The organism is Micromonospora costi (assembly GCF_003626655.1).
Lineage (GTDB): Bacteria > Actinomycetota > Actinomycetes > Mycobacteriales > Micromonosporaceae > Micromonospora > Micromonospora costi.
The window spans coordinates 454,919-466,813 of sequence record NZ_RBAN01000004.1; the positions used below are offsets into that span (position 1 = coordinate 454,919).

The 11,895-nt window shown below is 73.0% G+C and carries 12 protein-coding genes; 6 read left to right on the forward strand and 6 right to left on the reverse strand.

The window, feature by feature from the left end:
• Positions 1-14: 14 nt before the first annotated feature.
• From D7193_RS23895 to D7193_RS23910, 4 genes are all read left to right on the forward strand, one after another.
• The gene (locus tag D7193_RS23895) at positions 15-437 is read left to right on the forward strand and encodes an acyl-CoA thioesterase (protein ID WP_120781769.1); all 423 of its coding nucleotides are present in this window, start codon (positions 15-17) and stop codon (positions 435-437) included.
• 52 nt (positions 438-489) lie between these two features.
• On the forward strand, positions 490-1,152 hold the full coding sequence (locus D7193_RS23900; RefSeq protein ID WP_241563351.1) for a spermine/spermidine synthase domain-containing protein: 663 nt from the start codon (positions 490-492) through the stop codon (positions 1,150-1,152).
• A gap of 76 nt (positions 1,153-1,228) precedes the next feature.
• Positions 1,229-1,714, forward strand: a complete 486-nt coding sequence (locus tag D7193_RS23905) for a DUF2231 domain-containing protein (RefSeq protein WP_120781770.1) — start codon at positions 1,229-1,231, stop codon at positions 1,712-1,714.
• 152 nt (positions 1,715-1,866) lie between these two features.
• Positions 1,867-3,882, forward strand: a complete 2,016-nt coding sequence (locus D7193_RS23910) for an LVIVD repeat-containing protein (RefSeq protein ID WP_120781771.1) — start codon at positions 1,867-1,869, stop codon at positions 3,880-3,882.
• Between the two features lie 291 nt (positions 3,883-4,173).
• Here D7193_RS23910 and D7193_RS23915 read toward each other — a convergent pair whose 3' ends face one another.
• Positions 4,174-4,848: a DUF305 domain-containing protein gene (locus D7193_RS23915; protein WP_120781772.1), complete on the reverse strand. Its 675-nt coding sequence runs from the start codon at positions 4,846-4,848 to the stop codon at positions 4,174-4,176.
• Between the two features lie 79 nt (positions 4,849-4,927).
• Complete coding sequence (locus tag D7193_RS23920; protein ID WP_158674843.1) at positions 4,928-5,971, reverse strand: C40 family peptidase; 1,044 nt, start codon at positions 5,969-5,971, stop codon at positions 4,928-4,930.
• Between the two features lie 199 nt (positions 5,972-6,170).
• Between D7193_RS23920 and nhaA the strand changes: the two genes are divergently transcribed.
• Complete coding sequence (gene nhaA / locus D7193_RS23925; protein WP_120781774.1) at positions 6,171-7,496, forward strand: Na+/H+ antiporter NhaA; 1,326 nt, start codon at positions 6,171-6,173, stop codon at positions 7,494-7,496.
• Between the two features lie 13 nt (positions 7,497-7,509).
• Here nhaA and D7193_RS23930 read toward each other — a convergent pair whose 3' ends face one another.
• The 4 genes from D7193_RS23930 to D7193_RS23945 all read right to left on the reverse strand — a co-directional run bounded on the left by D7193_RS23930 (position 7,510) and on the right by D7193_RS23945 (position 10,987).
• Positions 7,510-8,631 (reverse strand): YeiH family protein, encoded by a 1,122-nt coding sequence (locus tag D7193_RS23930; protein ID WP_120781775.1) that lies wholly within the window; start codon positions 8,629-8,631, stop codon positions 7,510-7,512.
• Positions 8,628-9,191 carry a cysteine dioxygenase family protein gene (locus D7193_RS23935; protein WP_120781776.1) on the reverse strand — a complete coding sequence of 188 codons (564 nt, stop codon included), beginning with the start codon at positions 9,189-9,191 and terminating at the stop codon, positions 8,628-8,630. The genes D7193_RS23930 and D7193_RS23935 overlap by 4 nt, the downstream gene beginning before the upstream one ends.
• A gap of 82 nt (positions 9,192-9,273) precedes the next feature.
• Entirely contained in the window at positions 9,274-10,185 is a 912-nt protein-coding gene (locus tag D7193_RS23940; RefSeq protein WP_120782187.1) for a LysR family transcriptional regulator, read from the reverse strand.
• Between the two features lie 118 nt (positions 10,186-10,303).
• On the reverse strand, positions 10,304-10,987 hold the full coding sequence (locus D7193_RS23945; RefSeq protein ID WP_206611956.1) for a TetR/AcrR family transcriptional regulator: 684 nt from the start codon (positions 10,985-10,987) through the stop codon (positions 10,304-10,306).
• 59 nt (positions 10,988-11,046) lie between these two features.
• On the opposite strand from D7193_RS23945, the gene D7193_RS23950 reads away from it, so the two are divergent.
• The gene (locus D7193_RS23950) at positions 11,047-11,859 is read left to right on the forward strand and encodes an alpha/beta fold hydrolase (RefSeq protein ID WP_120781777.1); all 813 of its coding nucleotides are present in this window, start codon (positions 11,047-11,049) and stop codon (positions 11,857-11,859) included.
• Positions 11,860-11,895: the final 36 nt, after the last annotated feature.

An 11,895-nucleotide genomic window follows, 5' to 3' on the forward strand; every position in this document is an offset into this window, starting at 1 on the left:
GGTAGGCTCGGGGTGTGGGAGATCCGTTCCGGGTGCGTGTCACGGTGCGCGGCTACGAGCTCGACACCCAGGGCCATCTGAACCAGGCCGTCTACCTCCAGTATGGCGAGCACGCACGGTGGGAGTGCCTGCGTGCCGCCGGCATCTCGCAGGACCGGCTCCTCGCCAGCGGCGTGGGACCCGTGGCGCTGGAGGTCACGCTGCGATATCTCAGCGAGCTCCGCGGCGGCGACGAGGTCGACGTGTCGTGCGCGTTCCGCTGGGGCGAGGGCAAGACGTTCCACATCGACCAGGACTACACGCGCCCCGACGGCAGCCGGGTCGCGACGCTGACCGGGGTGGGCGGGCTGCTCGACCTGTCGGCGCGTCGACTGGTGCCCGAGCCCCGGGAGCGATTCCGCGCCCTCGCCGCCGACCCGGGCCCGCTCAACCTCTGAGGTGGCCGGAAAATCAGCCGTCGTTGCCGGTTCCCTGGCCTAGATTGGCCCGGTGGGCGAGGCGGCGACGGTGGTCGAACGCGTGGTGACCGACCGCGGTGAGCTGGTCCTGCGTCGCTGCGCCGAGCACTTCGAGATCATCAGCAACGGGGTGTTCCTCATGGACACCCGGGCCGGCTCCTCCGAGCGGTTGCTCGTCCGCGAGGCGCTGGCGCTCGTACGCCCCGGGGCCCGGGTCCTGATCGGCGGCCTGGGCGTCGGCTTCTCGCTCGCCGAGGCCGTGGCGTCCCCGGTGCCCGCGGAGATCGTGGTCGTCGAGATCGAGGAAGCCCTCGTCGGTTGGCACCGGTCGAGCCTCGCCCGCTTCAGCGGGCACGCGTTGGACGACCCCCGGGTCCGGGTGGTGACCGACGACGTCGTCGCCTGGCTGCGTGCCACGGACGACGTCTTCGACGCGATCTGCCTCGACACGGACAACGGCCCCGAGTGGACGGTGTTCCCGCAAAACACCGCCCTGTACGACGACGACGGCACCGCGCTGCTGCGCGACCACCTCGCGGACGGGGGTGTACTCGCCGCCTGGAGCGCGTCGGCAGCGCCCGCGTACGCCACGCGCCTGGCGGCGGTGGTCGGGCCGGTCACCACCCGCCTCGTCGACGTGCCGCGCGGCGAACCCGACGTCGTGTACCTCGCCCGCCGATCCTCCAGGGGGTGACAGGCCCGCCGCGTCCCGATAGCGTTCGCTGCCTGCCGTGGCTGACCTGATGTCCCCTCACGTACAGGAGAGGCCCTTGTTCGAGGAGTTCATGGGCATCCCCGCCCATCCTCTCGTGCTCCACGCCGCCGTCGTGTTCGTGCCGCTGCTCGCAGTGCTGACCGTCGGGTACGCGTTCATCCCGCCGATCCGTTCCCACACCCGTTGGGTGCTGGGGCTGCTGGCCGTCGGCGCACCGCTGTCCGCGCTGGGGGCGAAGCTCACCGGCGACGCGTTCTTCGACCGCCTGCTGACCGGCAACCGGGTCAGCCCCGAGTACGTGCCGAGGCTGGAGGCCCATCAGGAGTTCGGCAACCTCACGCTCTACGCCACGATCGGGTTGGGCGTCGTGGCGCTGGCCCTGGTCTACCTGGTGGCACCCGCGTCGACGGCGGGCGCCCCGGCCCGCCCGGCGCTGACGTGGGCGCTGCGCGTGCTGTCGCTGGTGGCCGCCGGCGTGAGCGTCTACTACGTCGTCCGCACCGGGGACTCGGGGGCGAAGGCGGTCTGGGAGGGGCTCTGACCGGCGCCCGACATTCACACCGATTTTTTCGTCCTCCGCAAATACATCTATGATCCTAACCGGCGGGTAGGCGGTACGGTCCTTACTACCGCGGCGCGCGCACGCGCCCCGATGCGCGCCGCCACCACTGGGGCACCGCGCGGAGGACACGCATGATTCGATCCAAACACCCGTCAGGCGGCAGACGCCGCCTTCTCGGCGCCGCGGCCACCGCGGCGCTCCTCGTCGCCCTGTTGCCGGGAACGGCATCGGGCCAGGCGGCCGAACCGGACCCGCGGATCGGTCTCGGCGGGGGTTGGCTGGACGCGCAGAGCGCGAGCAGCAACCTCGATCTGCTGGCGCACCGCGACAAGCCGGCCGGCTTCGTGAACCCGGCGAACCCGGGCGACTTCGGCTTCGTGGCGTCGGACCTGGCCTTCGGCGGCAACCACGCCTTCGTGGGCAACTACAACGGCTTCAACATCTACGACATCTCGCAGCCGGCGAGCCCGACGCTGGTCACCAGCGTGGTGTGCCCGGGCGGGCAGGGCGACGTCTCGGTCTTCGGCAACCTCCTCTTCATGTCCGTCGAGGAGACCCGTGGCCGGCTCGACTGCGGTACGGACCCGACCGCCGGGACGCGCTTCCAGGGCGTACGGGTCTTCGACATCAGTGACGTGACGAACCCGGTGCAGGTGGCCGCCGTGCAGACCTGCCGCGGATCGCACACGCACACGGTGGTGAGCGATCCGGACGACAGCGCGAACGTCTACGTGTACGTCTCCGGCACGGCGGGGGTGCGCCCGGCGAGCACGATGGCCGGCTGCAACAACACCCCGGCCGCCGGTGACAACCCGGCGCGGTGGCGCATCGACGTCATCAAGGTGCCGATCGCGGCGCCCGAGCAGGCCGCGGTCGTCAACAACCCGCGGCTGTTCGCGGACGAGGCGACCGGCGCGATCGACGGCCTGCAGAACAACCCGCCCGCGCCGACCCACCCGTCGGGCTCGCCGTGGGGCCCGTCGCCGGTCACGGACGCCTGCCACGACATCACTGCCTATCCGGAGCTGGGGTTGGCGGCCGGTGCGTGCGAGGGCAACGGCATCCTCATCGACATCTCCGACCCGGCGAACCCGGTGCGGATCGACGAGGTGTCCGACCCGAACTTCGCGTACTGGCACTCGGCGACGATCAGCAACGACGGCAAGAAGGTCGTTTTCACCGACGAGTGGGGCGGCGGCACGGGCCCGCGCTGCCGGACGACGGACCAGCCGCAGTGGGGCGCCAACGCGATCTTCGACATCGTGGACCGCAAGATGCACTTCGCCAGCTACTACAAGCTGCCGGTCCCGCAGACGCTCCAGGAGAACTGCGTCGCGCACAACGGCTCGCTGATCCCCGTGCCGGGCCGGGACATCCTCGTCCAGGCGTGGTACCAGGGCGGCATCTCGCTCATGGACTTCACCGACTCGGCCCACCCGCGGGAGATCGGCTACTTCGACCGCGGCCCGATCAACCCGGCCAGCAGTGTGCTGGGCGGATTCTGGTCGGCGTACTGGTACAACGGCCAGGTCTACGGCAGTGAGATCGCCCGCGGGTTCGACGTCCTCGGGCTCAAGCCCAGCGAGCACCTGACCGCCGCGGAGATCGAGGCGGCCCGTGAGGTGCAGCTGCCGCAGTTCAACGCCCAGCACCAGACGACGATCAGCTGGGCGCCGAGCTTCGCGGTGGCCCGGGCCCGGTTCGACCAGCTCGCCCGGACCTGCACCACGACCGTCACCGGCCGGCACAACGGCCCGCTGACGGTCAACCGTGTGACCTGTCTCAACGGCGCGACGGTCTCCGGTCCGGTCACCGTGCGTCCGGGCGCGTCGTTGCTCGCCATCGACGCGTCGATCTCCGGTCCGGTGTCGGCGGCGAACGCGGCCGCGGTGCACCTGTACGAGACCACCGTGCGTGGCCCGGTGACCATCACCGGTACGCGGGGCAGCGCGGCCATCGTGAAGAGTGAGATCCGTGGCCCGGCCGTGCTGACCGGCAGCGGCACCGGGTCGATCGAGCCGATCATCGCCGACAGCAGCGTGAGCGGCCCGCTCGCGTGCAGCGGCAACGCGCCGGCGCCGATCAACCTCGGTACGGCCAACCGGGTGTCCGGTCCGGCCACCGGTCAGTGCGCCAACCTGGACTGACCTGACCCGACGGTCGACCAAGGGGCCGCGTCCCGCCGAAGGGTGGGGCGCGGCCTCACCGTTGTCGCGCCCGGCGGCGGGGCGTGCCCTGCGGCCGCCGGCCCGCTCGCCGTGACGTCACCCGTTCGAGCGTGATGCCTCAGAGGCATATGTATGCCTCTGAGGCATCAGTCTCATCGTGGATGTCGCCCGCCGCCTCGACACGCTCGATGTCGCCGCCACGGCCAGCGTCTGGATCGTTGCCCGGCACCGGGTGACCAGCCGGCGAGCCGGCTCAGGGCGGCGCGTTGCTCAGCGCGCCAGCCGGGCCTGGAGCTCCCGCATGCTGCGGATCTCGATGCCCTGGTCCGCGTTGACCTCGCGGGCGAACCGGTCACTCGCCGGTTCGAGGCCGCCGCCGGCACCGTAGAGCTGCTGGACCATGGTGAGCGCGCCCTCGTGGTGCTGGATCATGAGGTCGAGGAACAACCGGTCGAACTGCGCGCCCCGGGCCCGCCCCAACTGCGCCAGCTGCTCGGTGGTCAGCATCCCCGGCATCCCGGCGTGGTGCTCGTGCGGCCGTGGAATCTGCTCGCCGCGTTCGGTGAGCCACCGCTGCATCTGGGCGATCTCGTCCCGCTGGGACGTCTCGATCCGCTTGGCCAGCAGCGACACGTCCCGGCTCTCCGCGCGGTCCGGGACGAGCGCCGTCATCTCCAGCGCCTGCGCGTGGTGCCCGATCATCTTCTGCATGAACTGCGTGTCGGCCGCGGTGTGCGTCGGAGGCGCGGGCAGGTGGGACTGCTCGGACGGGGACAGCGCCCGGCCGGCCTGACCGGGCGCGCCCGGTTGGACGACCCGGGGGGCCGCGACCGGTCCATCGGGCCCGTCGTCCCCGGTGAGCTGGACGACGGCGAACACCGACGCGCCGAGGGCGGCGGCGGCGACCAGGGCGGCGACGAGGATGCGGCGGCGAGACGAGAACACGGTTCGATCACCGTAACGGAAATGCCGGTGCGTGGCGACAGTCGTCCGGACGTCGTGGCAGTGGCGGTTCAGGGATTCGTCACGGCAGGAACCGGCGGGCGCCCGCGTACTCGAAGGCGTACCGGTGTTCGGACATCGGCACGTACTCGAGGAGGCTCTCGGTGGTGGACGAGTTGGCCGGCGCGTCGATCATGTAGCCGTCCCCGGCGTACATCCCGACGTGGTGGATGCGGCCGGGCCGCCCGTAGAACAGCAGGTCGCCGGGCTGGAGCTGGTCGTCGGGCACCGGTGTGCCGGCCGCGTACTGGGGCGCGGCGTCGCGCGGGATGGTCACCCCGTGCAGGCCGTAGACGGTGTGGGTGAAGCCGGAGCAGTCGAAGCCGAACGCGGACGTGCCGGCCCACAGGTACGGCAGGCCCACGAACTGCCGGGCGGTGGCGACCAGATCCTCCCCCGTGGGAGCGGGGATCTCGGTCGCGGCGGCGTAGGTGGCGACCGCGTCGGCCGGCAGCCAGCCGGCGCCGGCGGGGGTGGCGACGCGTATCGCCGTGCCGGCACGGGCCAGCAGCGGAAGGCGGGTGTTCAGCGACAGCTCCGCGAGGTGTCGTCGGCCCCCGGGGTCGGCGGACAGCCACGCCGTCGGGGCGGTCACCTGCGCGACGGGCCGTGAGCGTACGAGGGCGCCGAAGCGCGACGCGGCGCGTACCTGGGCGGCCGGCATCCAGCCGGGGTAGCCGAGCGTGTGGCGCGGGGTGGGCTGCCCGTGCACGGCGACCTGGAGCCAGTCGCCGGAGCGGGCCAGGACGGTGACCTCGGTGCCGTACGTCGCCTGCGTCTCCAGGCGGCCGATCAGCCAGGCCCGCTCCGCCAGCGTCATCGCCCGGGTCCAGGCCCGGATGTCCACCGGGTCGCCGACGGCCGGCGCGTCCACCGGCCGGTCCTCGCCGGGGCGTACCCACGAGGTCGCGACCGCCACGTCGACGTAGGCCGTGTCGCCGACGTCCAGCGGTTCGGCTGCGGGTGACGGGTCGGTGCGGGCGGCGGCGGGCGCCGGCACCGCGGGGCCGACGGCGAGCGCGCCGGCGGCGACGGCCAGCAGGGCGACGCGGACGAGGGTACGCACGCCAACCTCCAGACGATCGGCAACGGTATGTAGACATCCTTCACCGCAGACAAGATCCATGCAAGATGTCGTCACATCACCCGTCCGGCCAGCCCGGTGCCGCCAGGGTCGATGATCGTCGCTCGGCTAGAATGGGTGGCGGTGTGCCGGGAAGTCTGGTCGGCGGTCCCCTCATCGACCCCACCGGAGGAGCTTCCCGATGGCCACGCCGCCCACCGACCGTACGCCGCGCCTGCTGAGCCGCGGCAGCTGGCCGGAGGCACGCCGGATCGGCGACATCCTGCGTACCGAGACCGTGGGCGGAATGCTCCTGCTTGCCGCCGCCGTCCTCGCCCTCGTCTGGGCCAACTCGCCGTGGTCCGAGGCGTACCGGCGGCTCGGTGATCTCACCCTCGGGCCGGCGGGCCTGCACCTGGACCTCACACTGGCGCAGTGGGCCGCCGACGGCCTGCTGGCCGTCTTCTTCTTCGTGGCCGGTCTGGAGCTCAAACGTGAGTTCGTGGCCGGGGACCTGCGCGAGCCCCGCCGGGCTCTGCTGCCGGTCGCCGCCGCGCTCGGCGGCATGGCGGTGCCGGCGCTGATCTTCACGGCGTTCAACGCCGGCGCCGGCGGCGAGGCGTTGCGGGGCTGGGCCATCCCGACGGCCACGGACATCGCGTTCGCCCTGGCCGTCCTCGGCGTGATCAACACGCACCTGCCCGCCGCGATGCGGACGTTCCTGCTGACCCTCGCGGTGGTCGACGACCTCCTGGCGATCGTGATCATCGCGGTGTTCTACACCAGCTCGCTGCACTTCGGGCCGCTGCTGCTGGCGCTCGCGCCGCTCGCGCTGTTCACCGTCCTCGTGCAGCGACGCGTACGGTCCTGGTGGCTGCTGCTGCCGCTCGCCGCGGTGACGTGGGCCCTGGTCCACGCCTCCGGCGTGCACGCCACGGTCGCCGGGGTGGCGCTCGGCTTCGCCGTGCCGGTGCTGCGCCGCCGGCCGGGGCCCGGGCCGGGGCTCGCGGAGCACTTCGAGCACCGGTTCCGGCCGCTGTCGGCCGGCGTCGCGGTCCCGGTGTTCGCGTTCTTCGCGGCCGGGGTGTCCGTGGGCGGCGCGAGCGGGCTCGGTGCGAGCCTCACCGACGCGGTGACCGTGGGGGTGCTGGTCGGGCTCGTCGTCGGCAAGGCGGTCGGCGTCTTCGGCGCCACCTGGCTGGTGCAGCGGCTCACCCGGGCCCGCCTGGCGGAAGAGATCGACTGGTGGGACGTCTTCGGGCTGGCGCTGCTGGCCGGAATCGGTTTCACGGTGTCCCTGCTCATCGGTGAGCTGGCGTTCGGCGCCGGCAGCGCTCGCGACGACCACACCAAGATCGGCGTTCTGCTGGGGTCGCTGCTGTCCGCCCTGCTGGCCACCGCCGTCCTGCGTGCCCGCAACCGGCACTACCGGCGGGTCTGCACGATCGAGGAGCGTGACAGCGACGCCGACGGCGTGCCGGACGTGTACCAGGGGCGCGACGTTCCGCCCAGCGTGTCCGGCCGCTGACCGGCCCGACCGGTCAGGCCGTCAGCAGCACGCCCGCGTACGACACGCCGGCCACCACCGCCCAGGCACTCAGGCCCAGGGCCGCGGCCCGCTTCCCGGTGCGCGCGAGGGTTGGCAGGTGCACCGCGCTGCCGAGCCCGAACAGCGCGGCCGAGAGCAGGATCTCCTGCGCCAGCGCCGCACCGTCGAGCACGTCGGCGGGCAGCCAGCCGGTGCTGCGCAGCCCGATCATGACGAGGAAGCCGACGACGAACATTGGCACGATCGACGGCTTCGTGGCCGGCCCCGGGTCGGTGCCCGGGCGGGTGGCGTGCCGGCGTCGGAGGGCCAGTGCCACCACGGCGACCAGCGGGGCGAGCAGCGCCACCCGCATCAGCTTCACCAGGACGGCGTCGCCGAGGGCCGCCGGATCGGCGGTCTGGGCGGTGGCCACGACCTGCCCCACGTCGTGCACGCTCGCCCCGACCCAACGGCCGAACTCGGCGGCGTCGAGACCCAGAGGGTGCTGCAGCAGCGGGAGCACGGCGATGGCCAGCGTCCCGCACAACGTCACCAGGGCGACCGACGACGCCGCGTCCTCCTCGTCGCTGCCGGTCGCCGCGCTGACCGCGCCGATCGCCGAGGCGCCGCAGATCGCGTACCCGGCGGCGATGAGCAGTGGCTGGTCACCGGGCAGGCCGATGCGCCGGCCCAGCCACCACGTGCCGAGGAAGGTCGCGGCGACCACCGCGACCACCATCACGATGGTCGGCCAGCCGAGCGCGCGTACGTCCTGCACGCTCAGCTTCAACCCGAGCAGCACGATGCCCAGCCGCATCAGGCGCTTGCCCGCGACGCTGAGGCCGGGTCGGGCCACCCCGCGTACCCTGTCCCGCAGGGCGGGCAGGTGTGCGGCGACGACACCCAGCACGATCGCCACGGTCAGGGTCGGGACGGCGGGAAGCGCCCAGTGCACCGCCCAGGCCGCCGCCGCGCCGATGCCCGCCACGAGGAGCCCGGGGAGGACGCCCGCGAGCCGGCTCCCACCAGGGGAGCGCGTCGTCGGCGCGTCCGCGCCATCGCGGCGGTCGGGGCCACCCCCACCGGTACGCGGGGACGCCCCCGGGCCGTGGCCGGTCGTGCTGGTGAGTGTCATGCCTCGTCGGTCCGGTGGTCGTACACGCGCCGCACGCTCGACCCGAGGCGGGAGATGTCCGCACCGTAGATGTGCAGGGACACGGCCTTGCCGGTGCCGCCGTTCCAGACCCGGTGGATGTCGCCGGGCGGCGCGAAGCCACACACCTCGCCCTGCCGGTTGACCACGTCCTGGGTGGCGACCAGCCGGGCCGTGGTGCCGTCGGACACCAGCCGGAACCGCCGCTCGTGCTCCTCGCCCTGATGCACCCCCGTGACGCACCAGGCGACGTGGTCGTGGATGGCGGTCTTCTGGCCGGGCAGCCAGACCAGGGCCACGATCGAGAAGCCGCCGTCCCGCTCGGCGTGCAGGACGTGCTGGCGGTAGCGCTCCGGGTCGCCCTCGTACTGCTCCGGCGTGAGCAGGTCGGCCGCCCCCAGGTGCGGGGCCAGCCGCTCCCCCACCAGGTACGCGGTCAGGTCGGGCGGCAGGCCCCGGTCGACCACGTCCCGTACCTCCTCGACGAGCCGGGCGAGGCGCGTGGTGGTGGCGGTGAGGGGGACGGTGGCCGGAGTGCTCATGGAACCCAGCCTGACCGCTGTCTCCTATCACGTCCAACAACAGTTTCTTGGACGATCATAAGGAACGCTTATCCGACGGGGCTCACTCCGCCCGGTCGTTCCGCCGTCCGGCCACCGACGCGAGCGCCTCCAGCACCCGGGCGGTCGCGGGGATGCGCAGGTGCTCCCGCAGGACGTACGCGGACACCTGGCGTCGTGAGGCGGGCGACAGCGGCCGTCCCCGGACCTTGTCGCGGCGGAGGAAGGAGAGTGTGAGCCCGGGCATCATGGCGACGCCGAGGCCCTGGGCGACGAGCGCCTGGACCGCCAGGTTGTCGTCGGTGGTGAACACGATGTCGGGGGTGAACCCGAGCTGGGCGCACTCGTGCAGGAAGTTCGTACGGCAGCGGAGGCACCCGGCGATCCAGCGTTCCTCGGCGAGGTCGGCGAGCTGGACGGCCCGGCGCCGGGCCAGCGGATGCCCGACGGGCAGCAGCACGGTGAGCTGGTCCTCCAGCAGCGGGATCTCCACCAGATCCTCCGGCACCTCCTCGCGCAGCCCGGGGTAGGTGAAGGCCAGCGTGACGTCGGTCTCGCCGTCGACGACGCGTCGCAGCGAGTCCGGCGGCTCGTCCTCGAGCAGCTCCACCCGGATGCCCGGGTGCTCGACGGACAGCAGCGCCATGGCCTCCGGCACCAGGGTCGCGTTGGCGCTCGGGAACGCGCAGACCCGCACCCGGCCGGTCCGCAGCCGGGCGATCGCGGCCATCTGCTCCCGGGCGACCGACATGCTGCCGAGGATGTTCTCCGTGTGGCGGGCCAGCGTCTCCCCCGCCTCCGTCAGCCGCAGCCTCCGGCCCACCCGGGTGAACAGCGGGGTGCCGACCTCGCGCTCCAGCGCCTTCATCTGCTGGGTGATCGCCGGCTGGGTGTAGCCCAGGGCCTGCGCCGCGGCGGAGTACGAGCGCGTCCGGACCACCTCGTGAAACGTCCGGATATGGCGCGAGTCGAACACCGTCGGATCATAGGTCGCCACCCCACCACCCGCCCACGCTCGTGGGCCGGACCACAGCCGCCGCGCGCCCGGCCGCGCCCGGCCGGCGAGCCGCCGCCGGGGCGGGGCCGACCCGGGCTCAGGACGCGTCGGGCGCGAGGAGAGCCCGCAGCAGGCCGCGCAGGGCGCGGTCGAACAGATCCGTGGCGGGGGGCGCGGCGGGCGGCTGGCGGAACGCGGCCACGAGATGCGGGTACGGGGTGAGGTCGATCCCGGCGAACGTGAACCCCGCACCGGCGCTCGCCTGCCGGGCGAACAGGATGGCGACGCCGTTCATCATGGCGATCGCCTCGAACTTCGCGGTGATCGTCGCCGGGGACGCCGCCATGATCCCGAGGCAGGCGTCGAAGAACGCGAGCGCCTCGGGGCCGATGGCCGACGGGCGTTGGCTCAGCTCGGCCAGCCAGGGGTGGCGCTCGTGCACCTCCCGCTGGGCGCGGGCCATCCGCAGCAGCGCGTCCATCCAGTCGCCGTGCGGTTCCGGATACGGGCGCAGCTCCGCCGCCACCCGGTCGGCCATCAGGTCGAGCAGGTCGTCACGGGAGGAGAGGTACCGGTAGAGCGAGGCGGCACCGGTCTCCAGCCGCGCGGCCACCGCCCGCATGGACACCGCGGCCAGGCCGTCTGCGTCGGCGATCGCGACAGCCGCCGCCACGATGTCGTCCCGGCTGTGGGCGGGGGTCGGCCCCCGAGTCCCACGCTCCGGTCGCCGCCAGATCGAGTCGCGCGGGGAGGGGCCGGTTTCGGATGCTGCGTCGCTCACCGATTCACTGTAAACTGCAAACACCGTTCGCAGTTTTGACAACCGGGAGGTCGAGCGCCATGGCACTGATCACCGCACCGGACGGCGAGAAGATCACCCTGCACTCGACCGGCACGGGCACCGACGTGGTCGTGGTCCACGGCGGCGGGGTCACCATCGAGCCGTACCGGAGGCTGGCCGCCGCCCTCGGCGACCGCTGCACCGTGCACCTCTACAACCGGCGGGGCCGGGCGGACGCACCCGCCCGACGCGAGCCGTACACGGTGGAGCAGGACATCGAGGACCTCGGCGCCGTGCTGGAGCACACCGGAGCGCGGGCCGTTGTCGGCCACAGCTCCGGCGGGTTCATCGCGCTGCGCGCGGCCCTCGTGCTGCCCATCGCGCGCCTCGCGCTCTACGACCCGGCCGTCGCCGTCGGCGGTGCGTTCCCGCTGGACTTTCTCGCGCCGACACGGGCGGCGCTGCGTGCGGGTCACCGGGCCCGCGCCATGGCGATCGTCGGGGCCGCAATCAACCCGCAGCTCCCGGGGTCACGGCTGCCACTCGGCGTGCAGACGGCGGTCTGCAGCCTGTTCCTGCGCACCGGCATCGGCCGCCAGATGGGTGAGCTGCTCGACATCACGCTCGACGAGGACGACGAGATCGCGGCGCACGACGGCCCACCCGAGCAGTACGCGCCGGTCACCGCCGAGGTCCTGTTCTCCTACGGGCAGGACGGACCGCCGTACTACGCGGACATCGCGGCCGCGCTGGCACCCGTCCTGCCCGGAATGCGGGTGCTGCCCGTCCCGCGCTGCGGGCACGACGGGATCAACCGGGCGCCGGCCCGGCTGGTCGACCCCTTCGCCGCCTTCCTGACCGCGGCGGCCTGACCCCTGGGCGCGTACGCGCCGGAGGGAGCGTCGCGA

Bases quoted from the DNA above. Each gene is read 5' to 3' on its own strand.
- D7193_RS23910 (WP_120781771.1), top strand. From the start codon at position 1,867: ATGATTCGATCCAAACACCCGTCAGGCGGCAGACGCCGCCTTCTCGGC.
- nhaA (WP_120781774.1), top strand. From the start codon at position 6,171: ATGGCCACGCCGCCCACCGACCGTACGCCGCGCCTGCTGAGCCGCGGC.
- D7193_RS23930 (WP_120781775.1), bottom strand. From the start codon at position 8,631: ATGACACTCACCAGCACGACCGGCCACGGCCCGGGGGCGTCCCCGCGT.
- D7193_RS23935 (WP_120781776.1), bottom strand. From the start codon at position 9,191: ATGAGCACTCCGGCCACCGTCCCCCTCACCGCCACCACCACGCGCCTC.
- D7193_RS23950 (WP_120781777.1), top strand. From the start codon at position 11,047: ATGGCACTGATCACCGCACCGGACGGCGAGAAGATCACCCTGCACTCG.